Below are 25528 nucleotides of genomic sequence, written 5' to 3' on the forward strand. Positions count from 1 at the left end.
TTTGAATATTACAAATAAGCAATAAAAAGGCTAAATAGCCTAAAAAAAAGGAGGTAGTATTATGAAAAAACTTGTTGCTGTAGCTTTAATAGCTGCTTTTGCTGTATCAGCTGCTTTTGCTGCTGGTGATGCAAGAAAAGGTAAAAGAGAGTGGAAAGGTGAGTGTAGAACAGTATGCCATGATGGTTCTAAAGCAGGTGTACCAGCTCTTTCACCCACAAGTAAAACACAAAAACAGTGGGATGCGCTCAAAGGTAAAATTGAGGCATGCGTAAAGAAACATGGCAAAAAAGCCAATGCTGAGAATGTTTTTGAATATCTTCGTGGACATGCTCTCGACTCTGACCAACCAGAAACTTGCGGTTAGAATTTAGACTTTAAAATGGCGGGGGGTGATCCTCTGCCTATTTTTAGTTTATTAACATAGTAAGGAAGTATGTTTTCTATGCAAAAGATTTTTATAAAAGGGTTAAGCAATTATAAAATTTGTAGTTTATTAAAAAAAGTTATGGAGGTAACATGAAAAAGTTAATTGCTTTAATGGCAGCAGGACTTCTATGTGGGGTTACTTTTGCATCTGCTCAGGAAGTTGACCTGGTAGCTTTGAAATCCCAGATCGCAGATCTTCAATCAAAAGTGGATGCAATGTCAAAAGATATGAACAAAATGCAGCAGCACACCGTCACCGACAAGGTGAGCCTCGGCGTCGAGTTTATGACAAGAGTGGATAGTATGCAGTTTAATGATGTCAGGGGATTGAATGATGAATTGCAGGGTATACTAAGAAATATGATGAATGATATTGCAAATGGTGCAATGTATAGTTTTGCTCCAGGTTCAGTTACTAATACATATGCTACGATGAATGATGGCACAAATAATTATATTCCGGCCACAATGCAAAATTATCAAGCTATGTTTCAGGGTCAAGGTTTTTTTGATCCTACTAAAGTAAAAAAATATGACACAAATAATGACTTTTTTATGACGAATAGACTTAGAGTCAGGATGAGCAGCAAGGTAAACGAAAATATCTCTTTTACCGGTCGTCTTGTGATGTATAAAGCATTTGGTGAGTCTATTTCGGAGCATTTTTTTAATGGCACTATGGGCAGTATGAATATGGATATGAATTCCGGTCAAGTGCCTGGGGATGATTCTATCCACGTAGAAAGAGCTTATTTTGTATATTCCAATAATATTGGTCCTGTGCCATATCATTTTTCTCTTGGTAGAAGACCGGCTGCTTATGGTGCAGGTATGGAAAACCATGAAAATGCCGTGCTTGGTGGTTCACCATTGGGATCTATTATACAGATGAACTTTGATGGTGCTTCTCTTGGATTCGATCTTGAAGATGTTACTGGTATACCGGGGCTTAATTTTAAAGTGTGTTATGGTCAGGGATTTGAAGGACAATATGGTACTTACAACTCTCTAAATTCCACAGCTGATGTAAACGATGTCCATTTCTATGGTTTTATTATAAAAGCTTTTGACAATGATCAATATAAGCTGTGGTACAATTATGCTTATGGTGCAGGTATCACAGATGGATTTGTGGGCACATCAGTTTTCCCATTTTTTGTTAGATCTGGTGGTTACGATAACAGCTCTAATCCGACCTATGTATTGGTACCAAATTTTGGAGGATACATATCAAGGATTGAGCCCACAAGTAAAGTGGGGGATATAGAGCTTCATTCTATAATGGCTCAGGGTAAGACTTTTGGTTTTGACTGGTTTGCCGCTTATTCTTTGAGTAAGACCCATCCAGATGGTAGTTCAGCTAATCCTATGTATCAGTTTATGGGGCAAGATAAGTTGCTTGACGGCAAGTCAAGGACAGGTCAGTCTATTTGGGTTGGTGTAATGACTCCAGAGCTTCCTTACACAAAAGGTAAGCTTGGCGTTGAATACAACTGGGGTAGTAAATATTGGCTTCCATTTATGGCTACAACTGATGCTGCTAAGCTTGCTACTCGTGGTCAGGTATATGAGGCATATTATCATCAGCCAATAGTAGGGGACAATTTCTTTGCAACTCTGGGTGTAATGTATACTGATTACAAATACACAGGAAGTGGCAGCCCTATGGGAGCACCAATGAAAATAGAAGATGTAATCCCTTATAATGTAATGATGCCAGTAGTGGATAAAGTGACTGATTTTTACCTAAAAATGACTTACAGATACTAATAATTTTGTAGATACGATCTTACGGGGTGGCTTTATGCCACCCTTTTTTGTTGATTTATTATTTAGGTATTGATTTTGGAACAATGAAACAGTCAACTAGTGCGAATATTAGAATATTTGGCCTTGCTAAAATGAAAGGGAAGAAAAGTAGTGGCAGACCTGTGTATTTGCCTAGATAATGCATCTATAGGCAAACACGTAGTTTTGCCACAGTATATAGTTTAGGGGTGCAAAAAATGGGGTGACGGCAGTAATATTAATTCTTGACAAAATAAATAAACAAACATATCATTTTTGAAAATAAGGAGGTGTTTCTATGTTTAAATTTCAAAAGATATTGTTTTTAATAGTTTTTTCTCTTTTTGCTTTTTCAGTATATGCTGAATTTTCAAAACTACCCACACACGAGCCGACTCTACTTCAAAAAGGGGAAGCAAAGCACTGGTGTCCCATTTGTGGTATGAATCTAAAAAGCTACTACAAGACAAACCATGCTGTAAAACTCAAAAATGGTGATTATAAACAGTATTGCTCTATAAGGTGCCTTGCCTTTGATTACGATTCCGTTAAAAATAAAATAGACAAAATCCTCGTTGTGGATGTTGCATCCGACAAGTTTATCGATGCTGAAAAAGCTTATTACGTAGTTGGTAGTAATGTGCCGGGAACTATGTCTGCTGTTAGCAAGCTTGCATTTGAGAAAAAGGAAGATGCTGAAAAGTTTGCAAAAGAGCACGGCGGTGTGATAAAAAGGTTTGATGAGACCTTTAGAATTGCTCTGGAGTCTTTAAATGAAGATATTGTAGTTTTTGCAAATAAGAAGAAGACCTCAATATATCCTGTTGGGGAAAAGATTTATAATACAGTATGTAAACCTATAGATTTAGGAAAATTTAAAAAGATCAATGAACTCAAAGCTTCCATTGTAAATGAAAAGCTCTGTGGCGAACTGGATGAAAAAAAAGCTCAGGCGGTAGCACTTTATCTATGGGAGGTTAAAAGATTTGAACAGAATAGTGAAGAGCATATTCACCTTTCCAAGGATGAGAAATGTCCTGTATGCGGAATGTACGTTTATAAATATCCAAACTGGGCTGCGGAGATAAAGACAAAAAATGGTAGGTTTGTGTTTGACGGTGTAAAAGATATGATGAAATTTTATTTTGAACCTCATAAATATGCAAAAGGTACAACAAGAAATGATTTTACTAAAATGGTTGTGACTGATTATTACACTCTCAAATCCATAGATGGAAAAAAAGCATACTATGTAATTGGTAGCAGAGTGCTTGGGCCTATGGGTAAAGAACTTATCCCTTTTGTATCCGAAAACGATGCTAAAAATTTTATGATGGATTACGGTGGTGATAAAATCTTAAAATTTGAGGAAATTACCCCTGATATCATAAAAAAATTGGATTAAATTTTTTTTGTGGTATAATTCCGTATAGGTGGTTTCTATAGCCACCTATATATATCAAATTTAAGGTTTGGTTAATGCTGATAGGTAGAAAAGAAAGATTATTTTTAGCTTTATTTTTATTTTTAGATATCCTTTTTGCAGCTTTGCTAATAACATTGCATTCAGATACGATAAAAATCGATAGGATGAAAAATGATGTGAAGTTGGTGGGGCTTCCGGATACGGCTCTGGTGACGGAGGCAAGGTTTGTGAGGCATAGAAGCTTGACGGATGTTTATTCAATTTTTGACTTTTCTCCCGAGGCAAGGGAGGTTTTTCCATTTTCTTTTGTTTACGATATAAACAACAATACAAAAGGTCAGCATAGATGAAGATCGGTAAAGAGTTTAATATATTCCTTTTTTCTATTAAATTACTTCTTAAGAGGAAAAGCTCTTATTATATCTTTTTGATATTGATGGTTCTTGTTTTTTTTATTGCATCCGCAAGCTTTATTACTGCATCCATAAAGAAAGAGCTTATTCTGACGCATGAAGAGTTGCCGGATATAGTTATTCAGAGGGTAATAGGGGGGCGTCAGCAGTATATACCTATGGACTATATAGATAAAATCGTATCTATTCCTGGTATAAAAAGTATACTGCCGAGAGTTTGGGGGTATTATTATTTTGATTATTCAAGGGTAAATTTTTCAATTGTAGGGATCGATCCGCTGGAGCCTTTCTATAAAAAATCGCTGGAAGAGAATATAAAGCATATTAAAACAGATGATCTTATCAAAAGGGATGATTGGATGATTTTGGGAAATGGGGTTAGAAGGCTATTTTCGGAGATTGGATATGTGGATTATGCTTATTTTAAAAAGCCGAATGGTGAATACATCAAATTACTTAGGTTTGACTATCTTACTCAGGAAAGTGCAATTTTTACAAATGACATTATCCTCATTTCTCAAAACACAGCGAGAAAGCTTTTGGGTATGGATGATGATTATGTTTCCGATATTGTGGTGAATGTCTATAATAAAAATGAAGTGGTCACGATTGCAGCTAAAATCAGGGATATTCTAAAAGATGCAAGGACGGTAACAAAAAAAGATATTCTAAATTCTTATCAAAACGTTTTTAACTATAAATTTGGTTTTTTTATTACACTTTTTGGTGTATTAGTCTTTACGATGATGGTTATTGTAATTGATAAGCTTGGGGGGCTTTCGGAAACTGAAAAGCTTGAGATAGGTGTATTAAAGGCCACCGGATGGACTACTTCAGATGTTTTGAGGCTTAAATTTTATGAGTCATCTTTTTTGGTTTTGCAGGCGTTTATCATAGGGGTGCTTCTGGCTGTGATTTACGTATATATTTTAAAAGCCCCAATAATGATGAATATATTTAGTGGATATGCTTCGCTAAAAACTGAATACCAGCTTATTTTTGCCGTAGATTTTAAAACCCTCTTTCTTATATTTATAGCTATAGTACCTTTTTACATAGCCGCCATCATTATCCCCACCTATCGGATAGCCACCTTAGATACCTACGAGGTTTTTAAATGATAGAAATAAGGCATCTTACCAAGATTTATGATGATAAGATTGTGCTGCAAAATATCAATTTGGATATAAATAATGGTGATTTTGTCGTGATTATGGGGCCATCAGGAAGTGGCAAGAGTACATTTTTATCCATAATATCCGGTCTTTCAAGACCCACCGAAGGATCTGTTTGTTATGATGATATTAATATCTCAAAGTTGCCAGAATCTGATGTGGGTAAGTTTAGAAATAGTAAAATAGGGTTTGTATTTCAAAAATTTAATCTGATGGAAAATCTTACTGTGTATGAAAATATTCTTCCACCAGTGATAATTGCAGAAAAGAAAATAACTAAAAAGGATATCTTTGAACTGTTGAAGAGGTTTGAAATTGATAACCTATCTGATGTGAAGGTAAAAAGGCTTTCCGGTGGTGAGCAGCAGAGGGTGGCATTGGCTAGGGCTCTGGTGAATGATCCGGAGCTTTTAATTGCCGATGAGCCGACGGCAAACCTTGATTATAGATTGAAAAATGAGGTGATAGATACCTTTAAAAAGATTCACTATCAGGGGAAAACGATTATCGTAGCTACCCATGACAGGGTGTTTACAGAGATAGAAGGGGCGAGAATTATCAATATGATAAACGGTAAGATAGCGGAAATGGTATGAATTTTATAGCTCCGGAGCAGGTGGTAATATATTTCATAGACTTTCTATTTCTTTTTTATGGTTTATACGCATTAAAAACCGCTTATCAGATGATAATTCATTTCGATTTTCACAGCTCTTCAGCACTGCAGTACAGTCTTGAGAAGAAAAATATCCTCGTATCAAACATTATTACATTCTTCATAGTTTTGAATATACCTGTCTTTTTTTTCTTTCTATATTTCATTGATTCCCTTGCCCCCACAGTTCCTGGTGCAATGTGTGCCGTAGGTGTATTAAATTCCACTCCCTACGGTGGTTATCTGGTAATAATGAAAGTCATTAATCTCTTTTTGCTGGGGTACTGGTTTCTTATAAACCGCTTTGATCTCAAAACTTATGGATTTATTTACACAAGGATGAAATACTGGTTTCTCATCTTTATAATAGTAATGCTGTTTTTTGAAATCATCCTGGAGGTAAACCTCTTTGATAGCATCTCCCCCACAAAGATTGTAAGCTGCTGTGGATCTGTGTTTGGTGGTGAGCCTAAATTTTTTAACAATCTTTTTTTAGATTTAAAAGATAGCTGGTCAGTATTGATATTTTTGTTGGTATTTATTGCTATGCTTATAAGCTATATTTTTAAAAAACTTAAGTTTTACGGGGTACTTAGCATAATTTTTCTCGTGGTGGCAATCTATTCTTTGATAGATTTTTTCAGCACTTACATCTACGAACTTCCAACCCATAGATGCCCTTTTTGTATTTTGCAGAAGGAGTATCATTACATAGGTTATCTTTTGTATTTTTTACTTTTAACGGGTAGTTTTATGGGCTCGTCAGTTTTTGTTTTAAATAAAATTATCGATTATCCCACAGGCCTTAAATGGTCCAAAATTTCGATCTACTTATCCACATTTTATCTATTAGTCGTATTTTTTTACGTCATAAGCTACTATTTCAGGACTGGCAGATGGCTTTCCGGATAATTTTAATATTATTTCTATTTACACATTTTGCGTCTGCTGGGGAAAGATTTGCAGTTGCATACAATCCTGATATAGATCTAACCAAATCAGCTAAGTATTTTGTCTGTGGCGATATGAGCATTTTTGTAGATTTATCGAGACCCCTTGAGCCTTTTAAGGATATAAAGCTAATTGTTAAACCTATGAAAAATGGTGTTTTCATAACTAATCTCAAGATGGAAGCGACATTTAATATGAAGATGGATATGGGGAATTTTGTATATCTTTTAAAAAATGCCGGAAGTTTTTATCAGCTTAATTTTATCCTTCCCAAGTGTATCTGGGGAGACAAACGATGGTATCTTAAGATTGTTATACATGGTGATAAAAATAATAAAAAATTGTGTGAAAAGATTCTATTGTTTGATATGGTTAGATAATTTTTTTATTGACAAAAAAAGTAAAGAATAGTATTGATTACTTTAGAGGTAAAAAATGAGCCTTATAAAGAAAGAAGTAGACTATGCTATCAGGATAATTGCATATTTATTGGGAAAGGATGAGCTTGTGAAAATGGAAGAGATTTCTGAAAAACTTTTTATTTCCCAGCCAAATACAATAAAAATTTTGCATAAACTTTCAAAATGTGGTATAATAAAAACTAAGACCGGTAAGAATGGTGGTATTATTCTACAAAAAGAGGTTTTTGATTTGAGTATATACGATATTTTAACCTGTATGGGTTTTGAGGCGGAGATCAATGTATGCGTAAATATCCCAGAATCCTGTAAACTTAATCCAATTTGTAGAATCACCCATTTTTTTGCTGAAATACAGTATGATATTATAGAAAGGTTAAAAAATGCTAAGATCAAAGATTTCATATTTGATGATAAAGCATTAGATAAAATAGGAGGTATGTATGAATGAGTACCAATACGATTACCAAACTGTAAAAGGGTTTATCGTATCCTGTCTTTTTTGGGGTGTAATAGGCCTCGTTATTGGTCTATTGATTTCTGCTCAATTGTGGAACCCAAATTTTAATTTCGGAGAGTATTTTTCTTTCGGAAGACTTAGGACGGTTCACACAAATGTTCTTGCCTATGGTCTTGGTATAGGTGCAGAGTTTGGTATTTTTTACTATCTTGTGATCAGGCTTACCAAAAGGCCTCTTTTGTTTCCAAAGCTTGCAAGATTCCACTTATGGCTTTTTAACGTCGGTATTGCTCTTGCAGCCTGGACACTGTTTATGGGGTATTCCCAGAACCTTGAGTATGCAGAATTCGAATGGCCTATTGATATTGCTGTAGTGATCCTCTGGGTTATATTTGCAATTAATGTTATGGGAACAATTTTTAAAAGAAAAGAAGAAGAGTTGTACATCTCCCTATGGTACATTATTGCTACAATTGTGACTGTGGCGATCCTCTACATCGTAAACAATTTGTCCATCCCTGCCACCCTTTTTAAATCTTACCATCTGTTTGCTGGTGTGAATAGTGCAAACGTAGAGTGGTGGTATGGCCATAATGCTGTTGGATTCCTATTTACTACGCCTATTTTAGCTATGTTTTATTATTTCCTTCCGAAATCAACCGGGTTGCCTATTTACAGCCATAGGTTATCCATAATCTCTTTTTGGTCGCTGATTTTTGCTTATCTCTGGACAGGTGCCCACCACCTTGTGTATACTCCACTTCCCGATTGGATACAGACACTTGGTATCGCATTTACTCTTTTTCTGATTGCTCCATCCTGGGGTTCTGTGGTAAATGGGTATTTTACTGTAGAATCTGATTGGTCAGTGATGAAGAATAAGTATCTAACAAAGTTTTTTATAGCAGGTATTACTTTCTATGGTTTGCAAACAATACAGGGACCATCTCAGGGGATCAGGGTGATTAGCTCACTTATCCACTATACCGACTGGGTTCCAGGACATGTTCACATGGGTACCATGGGATGGGTGACTATGGTAATTTGTGCGTCTATATACTACATAATACCACATATTTATAAAACTGAGATATACAGCGTAAAACTCGCAAATATACACTTCTGGATTGTTTTAATTGGCCAGCTTATGTTTTCAATCACAATGTGGATTACCGGAATTCAGCAGGGGGCTATGTGGAAGATGACCAATCCTGATGGCTCTTTGAAATATACTTTTATCGAGACAGTAACTGCTAATTATCCATACTGGCAGATGAGGACAATTGCGGGTATTATCTTTGTGATCGGTATGTTGTTCTTCCTTTACAATGTCTTTATGACTATTCAGAAAGGTAAGAAAGAGCTTGCAGCTAAACTTGCTGCTGCAAATGCTTAAGGAGGCCGATATGTCTGAAAATAAAAATTCATTATACAGGAAGGCCCTTTTATTTACAATTGTTGCTGCAATTACCGTACTGATTGGTACGTTTGTCACAATGTTTTATCCGATGATGAGACCGGAGATGCACCCGAAACTTGAAAACCTTAAGCCATTTACCCCCCTTCAGCTTGCGGGTCGTGATATATACATGAGGGAAGGTTGTATGAATTGTCATACGCAGACGGTGAGACCTCTGAAGGCTGATGTTCTCAGGTATGGTGATTATTCAAAGGCGGGAGAGTTTTTCTACGATAGACCACATCTCTGGGGTTCCAAAAGGACAGGTCCAGATCTTGCAAGAATTGGTGGAAAATATCCAGATGACTGGCATTATCAGCACATGGCAAATCCCCAGGCATTTTATGAGAAATCAAACATGCCTAAGTACAATTTTCTAACTAATAAAAAGATAGATATAGATAAGACAGTTGCAGGTTTGAAGGTGTTAGGAATATCTTATAAGCCTGAAGAAATTGAAGAACTTAAATCCAAAAATGAGATGGATGCTATTGTGGCATATCTTCAGCAGCTTGGTACTTCTGTTTCAAGAAAGACTGTAATTAGTGTTGATGAAAATACTGTGGAAGAAAAAAGTCCTCTTTCCGGAAAGTCTGATGCGGTGGCTGAAGGACAAAGACTTTACAAGATTGAATGTGTGGGCTGTCATGGTAAAAATGCTGAGGGTAATATTGGACCTGCATTTGCCGATACACAGAGAACTGAAAAAGAGTTATTCCTATTAATTGCCAACGGATCTGAAGGGGCAATGCCAGGGTATGCAAACCAGTTTACTAGAGAAAAGATCTGGGCGCTGGTTGAATACGTAAAATCTTTAAAAAAACAGTAGGGGGTAAATATGGCTGAGTATAAAGAGGAATTAGACGATTTATCAAAATTTGAAAGGGAAGATACAAAGCACAATCTCCCTGCGGGTTGGTTGATTCTCTTTATTTCTCTTATTGTATTTGGTATCTACTATGTGTATAGCTTTACACCTTCCTTTACAGGTTGGTCACAGGAGAAAGCATTACAGGAAAATATGAAAAAATAATGTAGGTGAGGGGGCTTCGCCCCCTTATTATAATTAGAGGTATCTATGGCATTGGATCATGTTTTTCTCGTGGTTTTTGGTTTTTTGCTGGTTCTATTGATGATTGGGGCAATAGTTTATTACTATCTACCCAAAAGAAAGGATAAAGTGGAAAAAGCAAAGTATAAAATGTTGGAAGATGATGATGAGTAGAAGTTACCAGGATAAAAGAAGATTCGTCAGATGGATATTGATCATTACGGCATTAGTTGTTCCTTTCATTAAAATTAATGGTAATAGCCTTCTTAGGTTTGATGTGGGGGAGTTGATATTCTACTTTTTTGGATTTCCTCTTCCTATCAATAATTTTTTCTTCATCCTTCTTTTGACCCTTTTTTTCACATTCCTATTTATCACTATGACTTTAATGTATGGAAGAATATGGTGCGGCTGGCTTTGTCCCCAATCGGTTGTTATGGAAGTTACCTCATTTATGGATAGAGTTAAAAAAGGGGAAGCCGGGAAGAAAGCAATTTATACGCTATATCTTTTGGTGTTAAGTGTTGTTATCTCTTTAAATATGGTTTTTTATTTTGTTGATCCATACAAATTTTTCTCATCACTTTTTACCAAAGGGTATATTCATCCGGTAACATTGGGTTTTATAATCTCCCTGACTGTAATAATCTTTTTAGATATATATCTAGTGAGATTCCGATTCTGTGCAACTATATGTCCATATTCGATGATACAATCGGTGCTTTTTGATGAAAATACGCTTGCCGTTTATATGATTCCAGAAACAAAAGATGAATGTATAAATTGCCTTGCCTGTGTGAAGGTCTGCTCCACAGGTATAGACATAAGGCAGGGGTTAAACTCCGCCTGCATAAACTGTGCTAAATGTATAGATGCCTGTGAAAAGGTTATGTCCAAGAGGGGTAAGTCATCCCTTTTTGCATATATGTATGGGCTTAAGAATATCAAAAATTTCAAAAGACCTACCGTTTTAATCGGTCTGGCGGCAACATCTGTTTTTCTTGTCGCAACTGTGATAGCAGCCATCAACATTAAATCTTATTCTGTGGACATGATTACGAATCCTAAATTTTATCCCAGATTTACCGGTGATGAGGCTGTGAATGGTTTTCAATTCATTGCTGAAAATTATGGTAATAAAGAGAAGATATTTAGTATTAAAACGATCTCTTCTATACCCATAAAGTTTGAGCCTACCGATACCGTACATCTGTTGCCAAAAGAGAAAAAGGTGACAGATCTTTTTATCAAGATACCCAGGGAGATTGCCGAGAAGAACCAGTTGATAGATATTGATGTAAACATTGTGGACGAGAAGGGGAAGTCTATCAGTAAAAAAATAACTTTCAGGAAACCTTTCGGCAAAAAGAGTGGAGTAAAAAAATGAGAATGATGATAGCTCTTGTTATTTTGGGAGTTTTGCTGCTTTTTAGCTCTTTTTACTTTGGAGTGAAGTTTTTTGATGGTAAATTGGAGGAAGATTCTTACAATGCAGCAATTGACTATGACAAAAAGAAAAAAATTATTAAAGATAATGATATATCGATCGTTGTAGACTCTATAAAATTTGATGGTAAACTCTGCAGTATCACTGGTGATGTAAAAAATGCAGAGAATATCTTCACATTGAAATTTGATGCACCGTCCACGAAGCTTAATATTCCTCAAAATGTTGAAATTAAAAACGGAAAGTTTATAATTAATCTTAAGGATATAACGGAAGGTAATTACCTTATAGTGGCTGAAGTTAAAGTAAAGGATGAGTTGGTAAGACTTGAAAAGTCTGTTTATATAAAAAAATGAGAGGTGTGTTATGAAACTGGGCACAATAATTATGATACTTTCCATTATAGCAATGCTTTTTATCCCTCTTTTTATAGCAATGAAGTTTTAGTATGACTTCCCTCTATATACTTGTGCCAATCAGCCTCATCATGGGGGGGTTGGCACTATTTTTCTTTTTTTGGGCTATTAAAAAAAAGCAGTTTGATGACTCTGAAGGTATAAAGTATAGAATCTTGGATGATGATGACGAAAAATAGTGACAATCAGGTGGAGTGCAGCCATTGTTTACTAAAATTTAATAGAAACACCGCAATTGTGGAAGAGATTGAGGGGAAAAAGCTTTATTTTTGTTGCCCCGGATGTCAGAGTGTTTTTCACATAATTAAAGAGGGTGGATTTGACAGCTTTTATAAGAAAAGAAGAGATTACAAGCCTGGCCCTGTTTCTGTAGCTAAGGTTGCTGAAGATTCTTTTTTAGATGATGTAACAGAATTTGGTGATTATTCCGAGATTGAATTTCTTGCCACAAATATTAGATGTGCCGCCTGTATCTGGTTAATTGAAAATTACCTTTCAAAGCTCGAAGGGGTTTTATATATAAGGGTAAATTACGCCACCCACAGAGTAAAAGTTAGATGGAAAAAAGAAATTATCTCACTTGAATCTATTTTAAACGGTATTGCCAATCTTGGATATATACCTGTCCCTATATCGTTGATTTCATCGTCTGACTTCTATGTTCAGCAAAAGAAAGATTATTTTTATAGATTTGCGGTGGGGGCATTTTTTTCGATGCAGCTTATGATCTATTCTGTTGCCCTTTATGCCGGGTATTTTCAGGGGATGGAAGAAAATCTTAAAAATATGTTTAGATTTATCGCCATGATCCTTGCTACACCTGTTGTCTTTTATTCCGGCTTACCCTTTGCAATTAATACTTTTAAATCTTTGAAGTCAAGAGTTGTAAATATGGATACCCTTGTTTTTATGGGTTCCTATTCAGCTTATTTCTACAGCGTCTATACACTTTTTACCGGAAATGAGATATATTTTGATACTTCTGCAATGATCATTACCCTTATACTTCTGGGTAGATATATCGAAACAGAGGCGAAAATCGTTGCCAATAAAGAGATTTCGCTACTTTTCAATCTCCAGCCGAAGCAGGCTAAAATTTTTTCATATTTTGATGCGGATAAATATTTAAAAGGTTTATTAACCCCAACGATTGTAAAATCTTCATCCATCAAAGCTGGGGATATCATTGAAGTGCTTCCGGGGGAAAATATACCTGTGGATGGAGAAGTTATATACGGGGATTCGGATGTGGATCAGTCGATGTTCACCGGGGAAAGCATCCCTGTATTTAAAAAAATAGGATCCACTGTCACTGCGGGGACTATGAATCTAAATGGTACAATAATTATAAAAGCCACTGTAAGTAGCAAAGAAACAAGCTTAAATAAGATTGCAGAAGCGATAAGAGCTGCTCAGGAAACCAAATTTTACTTTCAGAGATTGGCTGATAAAATCACGGTATTTTTTGTTCCATTCGTTATTGCCGTTGCATTTGGGACTTTTTTATACTGGCTGCAGGCGGGTTTTAGTTTCAAAGATGCTTTTATGGTTTCTGTTTCAATATTGGTGATTGCCTGCCCTTGTGCTATGGGTCTTGCCACACCTTTGGCAATTTTAATTTCCACATCCACAGCTTTCAAATCTGGTATTTTGATTAAAGAGGGGACAATCTTAGAAAATGCCAACAAGGTGAGATCGGTATTTTTTGACAAAACAGGTACTATTACTGAAGGGGTTCCTTCTATTGTTAACGTAAAACAGTACAATGGTGACGTTGACATATTAAAGCTTGCGGCTTCGTTAGAAAGATACTCAAAGCATGTGTTAGCTAAAAGTATTGTAAATAGCTACACTGGCGAGCTATTCCCGGTGTCGGATGTGAAGGAGATTCCAGGGTATGGTATTTGTGGTTTTGTAAACAGTAGAGATAAAATAGTGGTGGGGAATCTTTCGTTGATGAAGGATTGTGGCTTTAATATAGATGCTAACATATTGGAGGATTTAGAAAGCTTTTCCAGAAATGGGTGGACAAATATAATAGTGGCATATAAAGATAGCATTATAGGTATTATATCATTATTTGATAGTGTAAGAAGTTCATTTAAAGATATTTATGATTTTCTTTTGAAGAATAAGATTGGGGTGTCTGTTCTCACCGGTGACATATATGAGACCACTTCTGTTGTTCTTAAAGATTTTGAGAAGATAAAGATATATAGCTCTCTTACACCCCTCCAGAAGGCTGAAATAATTAAAAATAATTATGATAAGTTTCCTATGATGCTTGGGGATGGGATCAATGATGCTCCATCTCTAAAACAGGCTTTTATCGGTATTGCTATGGGGAAAGGTACTGATATAGCTCTGGAGACCGCTGATGCCGTCTTTATTAATAGCGATATATCGTTGTTGAAAAGGTTTTTTGAAATTGCAAAAAAAACAAGAAGGATAATCATGGGAAATCTCTTCTGGGCATTCTCCTACAATTTTGTGACCATTCCTCTGGCGATGATGGGGAAGATTCATCCTGTTGTATCAGCTGTTCTTATGAGCATCAGTTCACTTTTCGTGGTGTTTAATTCTTTAAGAATTAAAATTTTATCCCGGAAACGATAAAAAAGATCCCCATCCCAGACATTATTAAAAAGCTTAATATTCTAAATATCTTGCGGTATTTCAATAGAATATTACCAAAAACAGCTATTACGATAAGGGATAGTGAAGTGCCTAAACCGAAGAGGGACATCGAGACAGCAGATTTAATTACATTATTCAATGATGATACACCAATGAGGGCACCATATAATAAGCCGCAGGGGAGAAATCCCAAAACAACTCCAGTCAGAAAAGGTGAGCTGAATTTGAAATTTGATATTAGATACCTTATAATCTGCGTGAAATAATTGTTTTCCAGTTTCGATATGATCTTAAAACCCCAGATGTCAAATGTAGCATATAATATCAAAAAAATGCCGGCGGATATTGATAAAAGCTTTTGAAAGCTTATTATCCCAGTAAATAGCTCCGAAATATTCCTTAAAGATCCGAAAATAAATCCCAAAAAGGTATAGGTGATTATTCTACCAAGATTGTATTTTAGTTGGGGAATTAAATAATTTATATATCCGGGATTGCTGGGGGCAAACTTGCTTGCAACAAATAGGACAAATGGATTGCACATAAAAATGCAATGTCCAAAACCTCCAAAGAACCCAAGAGAGAAGAAACCGATAAGTTCGTACATGTGATATCTATAAAACCTTATGAGACATTATCTATTTTTCTTATTCTTCTTATCTTTTTCTATTTTTTTGTATCGATCCTCGATACTGCAGTTATTCGATGCTCAGCCGCCACCTTTAAAAAGGCTTAATGCAATAATCAGTACTATAAATATTATAAGTCCTAAATACTCACCCAAATTATGCTCCTAAGTATGATTTTATTTTTGTTAATGCCTCGTCTAATTTTGAAATATCTTTCCCTCCGGCCTGGGCAAAATCTGATCTTCCACCGCCGCCACCACCGGTAGTTTTAGTAATCTCTTTTACAATCTTATCAGCAGAAAATCTATCTGTGAGATCTCTTGTGATACCGCATAGGATCGTGAGCTTATCATTGTTTATTGCCGCTATCAAAACGATACCAGATTTTATCTTATCTTTTATGTTATCTGCAAGTTCCCTCACTTTATTTATATCGGGATAGTTTAGTTTAATGCTGATTAATTTAACGCCATTTATATCATAAGTATATCTGTCAAGATCTTCCATTATCTTCATCAGATCCCTGGATTTCTGCTCATCCAGATCTTTTTTGATTGATTTATTCTCCTCTAAAAGATCTTTTATTCTTGGGACAATCTGATCCTGCGATACCTTTATGGTTAACATGATATCATCTAAGATATTTTTCATTTTAACATATTCATCAAATGCTTTCATACCGGTGACGGCTTCAATTCTTCTTACACCAGCAGCGACACTCATTTCACCACTGATTCTAAAAAATCCTATTTCACCGGTATTTCTCACGTGGCAGCCACCGCAAAGCTCTTTTGAGAACTCTTTTACCTCCACAACCCTCACTATCCTGTCATATTTTTCACCAAAGAGAGCCATAGCACCTGATTTTACAGCTTCTTCGATTGGCATTAATATTTTTGTAACACTGAGATTTTTTATTATTATATTATTTACAATCCTCTCTATTTCAATAATGTCCTCTTTTGATATTGCTTCAAAGTGGCTGAAGTCGAATCGCAATTTTTCATCATTCACCAGAGATCCAGCCTGTCTTACATGGTCCCCTAATACCATCTGCAGTGCTTTGTGGAGCAGGTGTGTTGCGGTATGGTTTCTTTCTGTGGCGATCCGCTTTTCCGAATCGATTTCTGCGGTAACAGTTTCACCAATTTTTAGCATACCTTTTTTCACAAAAGCTTTGTGTACGATAAGATTACCATACTTTTTTGTATCTTTTACTTCGGCAATTGTTTCTTTACTATATATTGTGCCTGTGTCCCCCTGCTGACCGCCACCTTCCGGATAAAATGGGGTTTGTTCAAGAAGTATATCCACCTCTTTACCTTCCTGAACTTCCTGCTTCTCTTCACCATTTTCCACCAAAGCCAATATTTTACCTGTTAACGAATTATTGTCATACCCTTTAAACTCTGTTTTGAGATGGGATAGTTTTTTGTAAACTTCAGCTATCTTCTCTTCACCACTGCCAACCCAATGTTTCTTAGCCCGCTCTTGCTGAAGAGCCATCTCTTTGTCAAAGCCGATCAGATCCAGCCTGTACCCATTATCTTCGGCGATATCCTGTAATAAATCTATGGGAAATCCATATGTATCATATAACTTAAAGATCTCAGATCCAGAAATCTCTTTTTTATCTTTATTTTTTTCAAGCAGTTCATCGATCAGTTTTAATCCTAAATCAAGGGTACGGGAAAATCTCTTCTCTTCAAAAACCACCATTTTTGATATGTAATCTTTTTTATCTTTTAACTCGATATAGTGATCCCCCATGAAATCCACAACAAATTCACAAACTTTGTAAAAAAATGATCCATCAAAACCGAGCATTTTCCCATGTCTCATTGCCCTTCTCATTATCCTTCTAAGTACGTATCCCCTACCTTCATTCGAAGGGATAACACCGTCTGCAATGAGAAATGTGGTGGATCTACTATGATCAGCTATTACTCTGAGACTCACATCATCCTTTTCGTTGTTTCCGTAGGTCTTACCTGCAAGATTTGCGGCAAATTCTATAATCGGTTTAATTAAATCTGTATCATAGTTACTCAATTTCCCCTGACAAACTGCTGTTATCCTTTCTAAACCCATTCCGGTATCTATGCTTGGCTTTGGTAGAGGTGTGAGTTTACCATCGGCGGATCTATCATACTGCATAAAAACGAGATTCCATAGCTCCAGATGTCTATCACAATCGCAATCGGGATTACAATCTGGTTTTCTGCAACCGGCTTCTGGACCCTGATCGATGTGTATTTCGGAGCAGGGGCCACAGGGTCCAGTATCCCCCATAGACCAGAAATTATCCTTTTCGCCTCTTCTAAGAATCTTTTCCGCTGGAATCCCTATTATTTTATTCCATATTTCAAAGGCTTCTTCGTCATCATAGTATATCGACACAAAGAGCTTTTCTTTTGGTAAACCAAGCTCTTTGGTTAAAAATTCCCACGCATATTCTATGGCCTCTTTTTTGAAATAGTCCCCAAATGAGAAGTTACCAAGCATTTCAAAGAACGTGTGATGTCTGGCGGTTCTTCCCACATTTTCCAGATCATTGTGCTTTCCTCCAGCTCTTACAACCTTCTGGCATGTTGTGGCTCTGTTGTATTCCCTTTTTTCCAGCCCCAAAAAGAGGTCTTTAAATTGGTTCATCCCTGCATTGGTAAAAAGTAGTGTAGGATCATTCTGTGGCACTAATGATGATGAGTCGACTATTTTATGCCCATGTTTTTCAAAGTATTTTAAGAATTTTTCTCTAATATCCTTTCCAGAAATCATTCGATAGCTCCTAATCTTTTTTTAGCTTTTGTATATACTCTTCCCATTCAATTGGTAAAAGGTATTTCTTTTTATTATTGCATTCTTTACAGGCCGGGACAATGTTTCCTTTTGTGGATTTACCACCCCTGGAGAGGGGGACTATATGATCCATAGTAAGTTCACCAGGTGGTACCTTTTTCCCACAATAATAGCAAACACCTTTGGAAACAAGGGTATTCCACCACTGTTTCTTTTTCAGCTCTCTTGCCTTTTGTTTCTCTTTTTTTATCTCCTCATCGGAAACTGTTGTCAGAAAAAATATATCCATGTTAGCCTTAGTATAATACAAATTAATGTTTGATTTCAAGTAAAATTTTGTTATAATCCCCGGAAATACTTTAGAAGGGGTATATGTTTATGGAAAAAACAGAGCATGGCGGTCTTGAATCGCATGGGTTTAAAAATTTAAAGAGGATCCACTGGAATCTCTCTACGCCTGAACTTTATGAAGAGATAATCAAAAGGCAGGAGGGTTTGCTGGCCCATCTTGGTCCTATCGTTGTCAGAACTGGTCATCACACCGGAAGATCACCAAACGATAAGTTTATTGTGGATGATGGGGTTTATAGCGCAGATGTGAACTGGTCTAAGGATAATAAAAAGATTTCAAAGGAGCATTTTGAGAGACTGTATTCTCGAATTCAAGCATACTTGCAAACAAAAGAGGTTTTTGTGCAGGAGGTTTATGCTGGTGCAGAACCTGAGTATAGGTTAAAAGTAAGGGTGATAACAGAGACGGCATGGCATAGTCTTTTTGCTAGAAATATGTTTATCCGGGAGCTTAATAGGGATATATTAAAAGATTTTGAACCAGATTTTACGGTGATCAATCTGCCACGTTTTCATGCAATACCGGAGCAGGATGGTACAAATTCTGAAACGTTTATTATCATAAATTTTGAAAAAAGAGTTGTACTGATAGGTGGTACAAGCTATGCAGGTGAAATTAAAAAATCTATATTTACTGTGATGAATTATCTTTTGCCCAAAAAAGGTGTCCTATCTATGCATTGCTCCGCGAACGTTGGTAAGAAAGGTGATGTGGCTCTTTTCTTTGGTCTTTCCGGCACCGGCAAAACAACCCTTTCCACAGATCCTGAAAGAGCTCTAGTGGGGGATGATGAGCATGGATGGAGTGATAATTCGATATTTAATATTGAAGGTGGTTGTTATGCAAAAGTGATAAAACTATCCAAAGAATCGGAGCCAGATATCTATGAGTGTACGAGAAAATTTGGAACTATTCTTGAAAATGTGGCCATTGATGTGATTACGAGAAGAATAGACCTAAATGATGATTCACTAACGGAAAATACCAGAGCTTCCTATCCAATAACTCATCTTCCGAATATCATCAGTAATGGTATAGCTGGCATTCCATCAAATATTATATTTTTGACGTATGATGCTTTTGGAGTTTTACCTCCTGTGGCAAGGCTTGATAAGAATCAGGCGATGTACCATTTTATTTCAGGTTATACAGCAAGGGTTGCAGGTACAGAAAAAGGTGTAAAAGAGCCAAAAGCTGTATTCAGTGCTTGTTTTGGGGCACCTTTTATGGTTCATCACCCATCATTTTATGCAAAGATTTTAGGGGAGAAGATATCAAAACACAATGTAAACTGCTGGCTTGTGAATACAGGTCTTACCGGAGGGCCTTATGGAGTTGGAAAAAGATTTTCCATAGAATATACCAGAAGGATTATAAAGGCTATTCTGGAGAATGAGCTTGATAATATACAGTTTAATGCAGATAAGGTTTTTGGTTTTTATATTCCATCTATCATTCCGGACTTGCCAGCTGAAATTCTTAATCCAAGAAATTCCTGGAGTGAGAAAGATAAATACGACGAGACCTTGAGGAAACTTGCAGTAAGTTTCAATGATAATTTCAAACAATATGCAGATAAGGTTGATGCAGAGATTTTAAAGGGTGGACCAAGGTTTTCTTAAAATAATAGGGATAAAAAAAGGGTGGGGGAACCACCCTTTATGATTAATTTCTATCTTTATCCACAATCTTTCCCTTTCCAAGCCAGCTCATCATACTTCTAAGTTTAGCGCCCACCTGTTCGATGGGATGGTTTTCATCTGCCCTGGTAAGGGCATTAAATACCGGTCTACCGGCTTTATTTTCCAGCATCCATTCTTTTGCAAATTCTCCAGATTGTATCTGTCTTAAAACTTCCCTCATGTTGTCTTTAACTTGGGGATCTATCACCACAGGCCCCCTTGTGAGGTCACCATATTGGGCGGTGTTGCTTATGGAATATCTCATGTTGGAGATGCCACCTTCATAGAGAAGATCCACTATAAGCTTGACTTCGTGCATACATTCAAAGTAAGCCATTTCTGGGGCGTAGCCAGCCTCCACAAGTGTTTCGAAACCATATTTGATAAGCTGTGTCAAACCACCGCACAAAACCGCCTGCTCACCAAATAGGTCTGTTTCTGTTTCCTCTTTGAAGTTTGTTTCAAGGACACCTGCTCTGGCTCCACCAATGGCAGCTGCGTATGACAAAGCCACCTCTCTTGAATCACCGGAATAGTCTTGATGCACAGCGATCAGACATGGTACTCCACCACCCTTGGTATATTCCGCTCTCACCAGATGCCCTGGCCCTTTAGGTGCTATCATTATAACGTTTACGTTTTTAGGTGGCACTATCTGTCCAAAATGGATGTTGAAACCGTGGGCAAATGCAAGATATGTCCCTTCTTTTATATAAGGGGCGATCTGCTCTCTGTATAGGTCTCCCTGTATCTCATCCGGCACCAGTATCATGATAAGGTCTGCCCATTTTGTGGCCTCTGATATTTCCATAACTTTAAGACCTGAGCTTTCGGCTTTTTTCCAGGAAGCACCACCCTTTCTAAGGGCAACTGCAACATCGACACCGCTATCTTTGAGGTTATTGGAATGCCCATAACCCTGACTTCCATAACCGACGATGGCCACCTTTTTCTTTTTAATCAATTCCAGATTTGCATCTTTTTCGTAGTATACTTTCATTTACTATTCCTCCTGACTTTTTATGTCCTGCTTTGTAAAATCTGTAGTGGATTTGTTGCCCCTTGCGATGGCAATCGTTCCACTTTTTATAATCTCAATTATACCATACGGCTCCAAAACGTTTATAATGGCGTTAAGTTTATTCTGATCTCCGGTAATCTCCACCACAAGAGATTCTTTTGTTATGTCAACCACTTTTCCTCTAAATGTTTCAATTATGCTCAAAATATCTGGCCTGGTTCTCTGGGTGGCATGAACTTTTAAAAGGGCTAATTCCCGCTCTATGTGATCCACCTGCGTCACATCTCTTACTTTTATCGTATTTACAAGCTTTCTTAGCTGTTTGATAATCTGCTCTATGATATGATCATCCCCTCTGGTGACGATCGTCATAATAGAGATATCTTCATTCTCTGTGGCGTTTACAGAGAGACTTTCAATGTTGTAACCTCTACCACTGAAAAGGCCTGCTATCCTTGCCAAAACTCCAAACTTGTTTTCCACCAAAACGGAAATAATATGTCTCATATTACTTCTCCCCATATATCATTTCATTAAGAGCTGCACCAGCCGGAACCATTGGATAAACATTTTCCTCCCTATCAACGAGGAAATCAAAAAGGACAGGTTTATCTTTAATCTTTAAAGATTCCCTCAAAACTGGTTCCACATCTGATGGATTTGCCACCTGAAAACCGACACAACCATAAGCATCCGCAAGCTTTACAAAATCCGGTTGACACTCAAGGCAGGAGTAGGAATACCTTTTGTTGTAAAATAGATGCTGCCACTGTCTTATCATCCCCAAGAATTTATTGTTTAGAATAGCTACTTTTACTCCAACTCTGTATTGAACAGCTGTACATAGCTCCTGCATATTCATCAGAAAGCTACCATCACCGGCAATGTCAAAAACTTCTTTGTTTGGGTTTCCGAGCTTTGCACCGATTGCGGCAGGGAAACCGTAACCCATAGTTCCAAGCCCACCTGAAGTTATAAATTGCCTTGGATCTTTAAATTTGTAAAATTGAGCCGCCCACATCTGATTCTGTCCTACTTCTGTGGTTATTATGGCATCACCATTTGTAACCTCATAGATCTTTTCCACCACAAATTGAGGTTTGATTATCTTATCAGAAAATTTATATGAAAAAGGTCTTTCGTTGTTCCAATATTCTATCTTTTTTAACCAATCTTCCCTATCATTTTTACATTTATCCCAGTTGAAGTCTTTTATGTAGTTTAAAATCTGGTTGAGTACTGTTTTACAGTCACCGACTATCGGAATATCCACTTTGACATTTTTGTCTATCGAAGTGGGATCTATATCTATCTGGGCCTTTTTGGCTTTTGGGGCGTATGCGTCGAGTCTACCTGTTGTCCTATCTGAGAACCTTGTGCCTATGGCAAGTATAAAATCAGCCTCGGTTAGTGTCTTGTTGGATGCATAATTTCCGTGCATTCCAGCCCAACCAACCCAATTTTTGTGAGGATTTGGGAAGGCTCCTATACCCATTAAGGATGATACTACGGGAAGATTTAACGTCTCTACAAATTTCTTAAGCTCCTCGTGGGCATTGCTCCATTTCACACCACCACCTATTAAAACAACAGGTGCTTTTGCATTTTCCAGCATTTTAAGCATCTTTTTTATCTGCATTGGATGCCCTTCGTATGTAGGGTTGTATCCGACGAGCTTTATATCAGTAGAACATAAGTTTTTTGATTTTGCAGCGATTACATCTTTTGGTAGATCTACCAACACTGGACCAGGTCTACCAGTTTTTGCAAGATGAAAGGCCTCTGCTATAGTGGGAGCTAAATCCTCCACATCTTTTACCAAATAGCTGTGCTTTACTATGGGCCTTGTGATACCTACGATGTCAGCTTCCTGGAAAGCATCGCCGCCAATGAGGTTTGTGGAAACCTGTCCTGTGAAAACGACTAAGGGGACAGAATCAAGATACGCTGTGGCGATTCCGGTGACGAGGTTTGTGGCTCCAGGGCCGCTGGTACCAAAACATACACCCACTTTACCAGTGGACCTTGCATAGCCATCTGCGGCATGTATACCCCCCTGTTCATGCCTTGGTAGGACGTGAAGTATGTCAGAATCGAAAAGTCTATCATAAATGTGTAACAATACGCCACCTGGATATCCGAATATAAGATCTACATTATGTTTTTTCAAACATTCCACTAAAATTTCTGCACCTGTTTTGCTCATATCTACCCCACTGTTGTTAAATATAACTTAAAATTGTTTAATAATATATCATATTAGTTTAAAAATTTCAAGTGTTACTGATGAATTATTATAAAAAAAATCAAGATCTATTTTTATATCCAATTTTAAACTCTTGAAAAGCAGATATTGAATAATTTTTTGATTTAATATAAATTATGGATATGGATATAGTTCAAAAGATTGAAATCTTGTCGGATGCAGCCAAGTATGACGTATCCTGCTCCAGTAGCGGCAGTAAGAGGGAGACCCCACCTGGTGGTATAGGTAATGGTGCTATGTCCGGGATATGTCATACATGGTCAGCAGATGGTAGGTGTGTATCATTATTGAAAATATTGATGACAAATATATGTATTTATGATTGTGCATATTGCTACAATAGAAGGTCAAATGATATCAAAAGGGCTATATTTACACCGAAAGAGATTGCTGAGCTTACTGTGGAATTTTATAAAAGAAATTATATAGAGGGTTTATTTCTAAGCTCTGGGGTGGTGAGATCCCCGGATTATACCATGGAGCTTATGCTTAAAACTGCGGAACTACTTAGAAATCGATATCATTATGGGGGATATCTTCATGTGAAGTTAATTCCGGGGGCATCTGAGGAACTGATAAAAAAGGTTGCAGCCCTTGCGGATAGGGTGAGTGCCAATATAGAGCTGCCCACCGAGGGGAGTCTTAAAACACTTGCACCGGAGAAAGATAGGAAAAAGATAGATAAATCTTTTATGGTGGTGGATGAGCTTAATAAAATACTTTCAAGAAAAAATTCCACATCCACTCAGTTGATCATAGGGGCAACGGAGGAAAATGATAAGACGATAATAACTCTGGCGGAAGGATATTATAGCAAAAAGCTTCTATCAAGAGTATATTACTCTGCTTATATCCCAGTGAATACAAATCTGCCGGTGAAGATTTCTGAACCACCATTGCTGAGGGAGCATCGGCTTTATCAAGCGGACTTTCTTTTGAGGTTTTATAAGTTTAAATCTTATGAGTTGTTTAACAAAAGAGAAAATCTTGATGAGGTTCTGGATCCCAAGCTTAGATGGGCTCTGGATAACATGGATATGTTTCCTGTCGATCTTAATAAAGCAGATTACAATAATCTTATAAGAATACCCGGAATAGGCCCAAAATCAGCAAAAAAGATACTGGAAGCACGGAAATATGGGTATATCGATTGGGTTCATTTGAAAAAACTTGGGATTCCTCTTAAAAAAGCTCAGTATTTTATTATTTTAAATGGTAAGGTTGCCAAAAAGACCCCACTGGAGTTGGTGGAAAGGGAGATTATGAAGTTTTATCAGGAGCATTCTCCAATATATAAATTGTTTGGGGCGGATTGATGTATCAGCTTGTGTATGACGGAAGTTTTGAGGGTTTTTTGACAGCCTGCCATCATTATTTAAATGGTGTTGACATAGAGGAGGTGGTTAATAAACGTATAAACCCCACCTACCAACCTTCTATTTTTTCCGTCGAAATTTTGACAGATCTGGATAAGGCTGAGGAAGTTGTATCGATGATGAGAAAAAAATCGGATAAACTTCTTCAAAAGGTATATTTTGCATATCTCTGTGATAGGGCGAAAATTGAGATGACAGTCTTTAAATATATCGATATGGATGGTGGTTGGGATGATTTGAGAAATGATGTTGTTATCGATATAGAAAAAAATATTCACAATCTTTTTTCCGAAAGGCACAAAATGCTTGGATTTTTGAGATTTTCTGAAATGAAGGATGGTGTGATGCTGGGCTTTATATCCCCAAAAAATAATATTTTACCACTGCTTGGTGTTCATTTCAAAAAAAGATTTGGGAACAACCGATGGGCTATTGTGGATAAAGTAAGAAGATTAGTTATTTATTATGATGGTAAAAGGTTGTCTCATGGTGAATTGGAATGGTTGGGAGATATAGAATACTCCGAAACTGAGCAAAAAATAAGAGAAAGCTGGAAAAAATTTTTTGATTCTGTTGCAATAAAAGAAAGAATAAGCTATGAAAGACAGAGGGGGAAGGTACCTCTATGGGTAAGAGATGAGATGATAGAATTTCATTAGAACTTATTAAAAGATATT

General features: G+C 36.8%; 26 protein-coding genes. 20 read left to right on the top strand and 6 right to left on the bottom strand.

Annotated features, from left to right (window positions below; all coding sequences use genetic code 11):
* The first annotated feature begins 61 nt into the window (after nucleotides 1-61).
* The 17 genes from ACP5Q2_RS05990 to ACP5Q2_RS06070 all read left to right on the top strand — a co-directional run bounded on the left by ACP5Q2_RS05990 (nucleotide 62) and on the right by ACP5Q2_RS06070 (nucleotide 14705).
* The gene (locus ACP5Q2_RS05990) at nucleotides 62-367 is read left to right on the top strand and encodes a cytochrome c (protein WP_428098212.1); all 306 of its coding nucleotides are present in this window, start codon (nucleotides 62-64) and stop codon (nucleotides 365-367) included.
* A gap of 152 nt (nucleotides 368-519) precedes the next feature.
* Nucleotides 520-2199, top strand: coding sequence for a DUF3373 domain-containing protein (locus ACP5Q2_RS05995; protein WP_428098215.1), 1680 nt, complete (start codon nucleotides 520-522; stop codon nucleotides 2197-2199).
* A 316-nt stretch (nucleotides 2200-2515) separates the two neighbouring features.
* Complete coding sequence (locus ACP5Q2_RS06000) at nucleotides 2516-3622, top strand: nitrous oxide reductase accessory protein NosL (RefSeq protein ID WP_428098218.1); 1107 nt, start codon at nucleotides 2516-2518, stop codon at nucleotides 3620-3622.
* 74 nt (nucleotides 3623-3696) lie between these two features.
* Nucleotides 3697-3993: a hypothetical protein gene (locus ACP5Q2_RS06005; protein ID WP_424605442.1), complete on the top strand. Its 297-nt coding sequence runs from the start codon at nucleotides 3697-3699 to the stop codon at nucleotides 3991-3993.
* Entirely contained in the window at nucleotides 3990-5177 is a 1188-nt protein-coding gene (locus ACP5Q2_RS06010) for an ABC transporter permease (protein WP_428098221.1), read from the top strand. Before ACP5Q2_RS06005 ends, ACP5Q2_RS06010 begins: the two co-directional genes overlap by 4 nt.
* On the top strand, nucleotides 5174-5827 hold the full coding sequence (locus tag ACP5Q2_RS06015) for an ABC transporter ATP-binding protein (RefSeq protein ID WP_424605444.1): 654 nt from the start codon (nucleotides 5174-5176) through the stop codon (nucleotides 5825-5827). Before ACP5Q2_RS06010 ends, ACP5Q2_RS06015 begins: the two co-directional genes overlap by 4 nt.
* Nucleotides 5824-6798: a hypothetical protein gene (locus tag ACP5Q2_RS06020; protein WP_428098225.1), complete on the top strand. Its 975-nt coding sequence runs from the start codon at nucleotides 5824-5826 to the stop codon at nucleotides 6796-6798. The genes ACP5Q2_RS06015 and ACP5Q2_RS06020 overlap by 4 nt, the downstream gene beginning before the upstream one ends.
* On the top strand, nucleotides 6783-7217 hold the full coding sequence (locus ACP5Q2_RS06025; RefSeq protein ID WP_424605446.1) for a hypothetical protein: 435 nt from the start codon (nucleotides 6783-6785) through the stop codon (nucleotides 7215-7217). Before ACP5Q2_RS06020 ends, ACP5Q2_RS06025 begins: the two co-directional genes overlap by 16 nt.
* 55 nt (nucleotides 7218-7272) lie before the next feature.
* A complete protein-coding gene (locus ACP5Q2_RS06030) occupies nucleotides 7273-7707 on the top strand; it encodes an RrF2 family transcriptional regulator (protein WP_428098228.1) in 435 nt (144 codons plus the stop codon).
* Nucleotides 7700-9112, top strand: a complete 1413-nt coding sequence (locus ACP5Q2_RS06035; protein ID WP_428098230.1) for a cbb3-type cytochrome c oxidase subunit I — start codon at nucleotides 7700-7702, stop codon at nucleotides 9110-9112. Before ACP5Q2_RS06030 ends, ACP5Q2_RS06035 begins: the two co-directional genes overlap by 8 nt.
* A 10-nt stretch (nucleotides 9113-9122) precedes the next feature.
* Complete coding sequence (locus ACP5Q2_RS06040) at nucleotides 9123-10004, top strand: cbb3-type cytochrome c oxidase subunit II (protein ID WP_424605449.1); 882 nt, start codon at nucleotides 9123-9125, stop codon at nucleotides 10002-10004.
* Between the two features lie 9 nt (nucleotides 10005-10013).
* Nucleotides 10014-10208 (top strand): cbb3-type cytochrome c oxidase N-terminal domain-containing protein, encoded by a 195-nt coding sequence (locus tag ACP5Q2_RS06045; protein ID WP_428098233.1) that lies wholly within the window; start codon nucleotides 10014-10016, stop codon nucleotides 10206-10208.
* Nucleotides 10209-10253: 45 nt separating this feature from the next.
* Nucleotides 10254-10400, top strand: a complete 147-nt coding sequence (locus ACP5Q2_RS06050; protein WP_428098236.1) for a CcoQ/FixQ family Cbb3-type cytochrome c oxidase assembly chaperone — start codon at nucleotides 10254-10256, stop codon at nucleotides 10398-10400.
* Nucleotides 10393-11613, top strand: coding sequence for a 4Fe-4S dicluster domain-containing protein (locus ACP5Q2_RS06055; protein WP_424605451.1), 1221 nt, complete (start codon nucleotides 10393-10395; stop codon nucleotides 11611-11613). The genes ACP5Q2_RS06050 and ACP5Q2_RS06055 overlap by 8 nt, the downstream gene beginning before the upstream one ends.
* The gene (locus tag ACP5Q2_RS06060) at nucleotides 11610-12029 is read left to right on the top strand and encodes a hypothetical protein (protein ID WP_428098239.1); all 420 of its coding nucleotides are present in this window, start codon (nucleotides 11610-11612) and stop codon (nucleotides 12027-12029) included. The genes ACP5Q2_RS06055 and ACP5Q2_RS06060 overlap by 4 nt, the downstream gene beginning before the upstream one ends.
* Nucleotides 12030-12121: 92 nt before the next feature.
* Nucleotides 12122-12268, top strand: coding sequence for a cbb3-type cytochrome oxidase assembly protein (gene ccoS / locus ACP5Q2_RS06065; protein WP_428098242.1), 147 nt, complete (start codon nucleotides 12122-12124; stop codon nucleotides 12266-12268).
* Nucleotides 12255-14705, top strand: a complete 2451-nt coding sequence (locus ACP5Q2_RS06070) for a heavy metal translocating P-type ATPase (protein WP_428098245.1) — start codon at nucleotides 12255-12257, stop codon at nucleotides 14703-14705. Before ccoS ends, ACP5Q2_RS06070 begins: the two co-directional genes overlap by 14 nt.
* Here ACP5Q2_RS06070 and ACP5Q2_RS06075 read toward each other — a convergent pair.
* From ACP5Q2_RS06075 to ACP5Q2_RS06085, 3 genes are all read right to left on the bottom strand, one after another.
* Nucleotides 14680-15333 (bottom strand): sulfite exporter TauE/SafE family protein, encoded by a 654-nt coding sequence (locus ACP5Q2_RS06075; RefSeq protein ID WP_424605454.1) that lies wholly within the window; start codon nucleotides 15331-15333, stop codon nucleotides 14680-14682. The genes ACP5Q2_RS06070 and ACP5Q2_RS06075 overlap by 26 nt on opposite strands.
* Before the next feature lie 178 nt (nucleotides 15334-15511).
* Complete coding sequence (alaS, locus tag ACP5Q2_RS06080) at nucleotides 15512-18130, bottom strand: alanine--tRNA ligase (RefSeq protein ID WP_424605507.1); 2619 nt, start codon at nucleotides 18128-18130, stop codon at nucleotides 15512-15514.
* Nucleotides 18131-18143: 13 nt separating this feature from the next.
* Nucleotides 18144-18443 (bottom strand): HNH endonuclease, encoded by a 300-nt coding sequence (locus ACP5Q2_RS06085; protein WP_424605455.1) that lies wholly within the window; start codon nucleotides 18441-18443, stop codon nucleotides 18144-18146.
* An 89-nt stretch (nucleotides 18444-18532) separates the two neighbouring features.
* Here ACP5Q2_RS06085 and pckA point away from each other — a divergent pair, with 89 nt between their 5' ends.
* The gene (pckA, locus tag ACP5Q2_RS06090; protein ID WP_428098341.1) at nucleotides 18533-20128 is read left to right on the top strand and encodes a phosphoenolpyruvate carboxykinase (ATP); all 1596 of its coding nucleotides are present in this window, start codon (nucleotides 18533-18535) and stop codon (nucleotides 20126-20128) included.
* A gap of 43 nt (nucleotides 20129-20171) precedes the next feature.
* Here pckA and ilvC read toward each other — a convergent pair whose 3' ends face one another.
* Genes ilvC through ilvB form a run of 3 tightly spaced genes read right to left on the bottom strand, consistent with a single transcriptional unit; the run spans nucleotide 20172 to nucleotide 23415 of the window.
* Nucleotides 20172-21188, bottom strand: coding sequence for a ketol-acid reductoisomerase (gene ilvC / locus ACP5Q2_RS06095; RefSeq protein WP_428098249.1), 1017 nt, complete (start codon nucleotides 21186-21188; stop codon nucleotides 20172-20174).
* Nucleotides 21189-21191: 3 nt separating this feature from the next.
* Entirely contained in the window at nucleotides 21192-21716 is a 525-nt protein-coding gene (gene ilvN / locus ACP5Q2_RS06100) for an acetolactate synthase small subunit (protein ID WP_013450955.1), read from the bottom strand.
* Between the two features lies 1 nt (nucleotide 21717).
* On the bottom strand, nucleotides 21718-23415 hold the full coding sequence (gene ilvB, locus ACP5Q2_RS06105; protein ID WP_428098253.1) for a biosynthetic-type acetolactate synthase large subunit: 1698 nt from the start codon (nucleotides 23413-23415) through the stop codon (nucleotides 21718-21720).
* A gap of 182 nt (nucleotides 23416-23597) precedes the next feature.
* Between ilvB and ACP5Q2_RS06110 the strand changes: the two genes are divergently transcribed.
* Nucleotides 23598-24791 carry a putative DNA modification/repair radical SAM protein gene (locus ACP5Q2_RS06110; RefSeq protein ID WP_424605459.1) on the top strand — a complete coding sequence of 398 codons (1194 nt, stop codon included), beginning with the start codon at nucleotides 23598-23600 and terminating at the stop codon, nucleotides 24789-24791.
* The gene (locus ACP5Q2_RS06115; RefSeq protein WP_424605460.1) at nucleotides 24791-25510 is read left to right on the top strand and encodes a TIGR03915 family putative DNA repair protein; all 720 of its coding nucleotides are present in this window, start codon (nucleotides 24791-24793) and stop codon (nucleotides 25508-25510) included. Before ACP5Q2_RS06110 ends, ACP5Q2_RS06115 begins: the two co-directional genes overlap by 1 nt.
* Nucleotides 25511-25528 lie beyond the last annotated feature (18 nt).

It is taken from the genome of Calditerrivibrio sp. (assembly GCF_049968475.1).
Lineage (GTDB): Bacteria > Chrysiogenota > Deferribacteres > Deferribacterales > Calditerrivibrionaceae > Calditerrivibrio > Calditerrivibrio nitroreducens_A.